The organism is Arthrobacter sp. S39, from assembly GCF_004320525.1.
Lineage (GTDB): Bacteria > Actinomycetota > Actinomycetes > Actinomycetales > Micrococcaceae > Arthrobacter.
The window spans coordinates 1-1,548 of the sequence record NZ_SIHX01000034.1; the positions used below are offsets into that span (position 1 = coordinate 1).

Annotated in this window: 1 pseudogene; it reads left to right on the forward strand. The window is 65.6% G+C overall.

Going from position 1 to position 1,548, the window contains the following annotated elements:
• The first annotated feature begins 123 nt into the window (after positions 1-123).
• Positions 124-1,547: pseudogene (locus EYS21_RS23210) on the forward strand (IS1380 family transposase).
• Position 1,548 lies beyond the last annotated feature (1 nt).

Here is a 1,548-nt window from a genome sequence, read left to right on the forward strand (position 1 = left end):
CTAGCCCGGGGTTTTCATGGGGCGCCGGGTACCAGGCGTGTTTAAGCAGGGAAAGGGTGCTCTGAGCTGGGAAAATAGTGGTTGTCGAGACCGTTATTTGCCGAGCGAGGGAGCACCCTTTCGATGCAAAAGTATAGTCGCATGTTCCCCTCCGTGCCGGTCAGTTTCACCGGCCAGTCGCTGATCTCCCACGCCGGGGTTTCGGTCCTCACCGGCTTCATGGATGCGCTGGGATTCGGCCGGCTCTGCGGAGCGCGGCTGGGCCAGTTCGTTCCCTCCGGCGCACGGCACCGGCCCGGGCGGCTGGTGGGTTCCCTCGCGGCGATGCTCGCCGCCGGCGGTGAACACGCCTCGGACCTGGACATCCTGCGTTCCTCGCCCGGGGTCTTCGGTCAGCTGCCCTCGAACGCGACCGTGTCCCGGTTCTTTGAACGCACCGTGGCCAACCCGGAGCTGTTCGGCTACGGTTTCGAGACCCTCACCCGGGAACTGCGCACCCGGGCATGGAACGCCGCCGGGAACCGGAACCCGGCCCTGTCCGCGACACCCTTGGACCCGCTCATCATCGACATCGACGCGACCCTGGTGACCTCGCACTCGGACAAGGAAAACGTCGCCGGAACCTATAAAGGCGGCTACGGGTTCGCCCCGTTCATCGCCTCCTGTGATTACGGCGCCGGGCATGGTTCCGGGGAAATCCTCGCCTGTGTGCTGCGGCCCGGCAACGCCGGAGCGAACAGCGCCGAGGACCACATCCGGGTCTTCCACACCGCGACAGCCCAACTCCCCGAAAGCTTCTACGACGGAACCGGTGCCCTGGCCGGGGAGAAGGTCCTGGTCCGCACCGACAGCGCCGGGGCCTCGAGGAAGTTCCTCTGGCACCTGCACAGCCTGGGCGTGCAGTTCTCCACCAGCTACACCCTCCCGTTCGGCAAGGCCCACATGATCGACTGGATCACCGACAAGGACTACTGGCAGCCGGCGGTGGACCAGACCGGCAACGACCGGACCGATGCGTGGGTCATCAACGCCACCGACGTCATCCCGCTCACCGATTACCCGCCAGGAACCAAACTGTTCCTGCGCGCCGAGCCGCTGCACCCCGGCGCGCAGCCGACCCTGCTCGACACCGACGGGCACCGGATCACAGCATTGTTGACGAATTCACCGCGATGGCACGGCCCGTTCCTGGACGCCAGGCACCGCGCCCGCGGCCGGTGCGAGAACAGGATCAAAACCCTGAAAAACACCGGCCTGGGCAAGCTGCCGTTCTTTGATTTCGCCGCGAACAGGCTTGGGCGAACATCGCCGCCCTCGCCTTCAACCTCGTCTCCTGGCTCCAGCTCGCCGCACTCCCTGACGGCCACCACGCCAAAGCCTGGGACATCAAACGCTGGCGCTACCCGCTCTTCGCGACCGCCGGGAAAATCATCACCCGCGCCCGCCGCAACCAACTCCTCCTACCCGAATCAGCACCGGAAAAAGACCTCCTAAAACTGCTCCTGGCCAACACCAGCCACCTCAAACAGCTGCCCTCCCCGGGCTGAA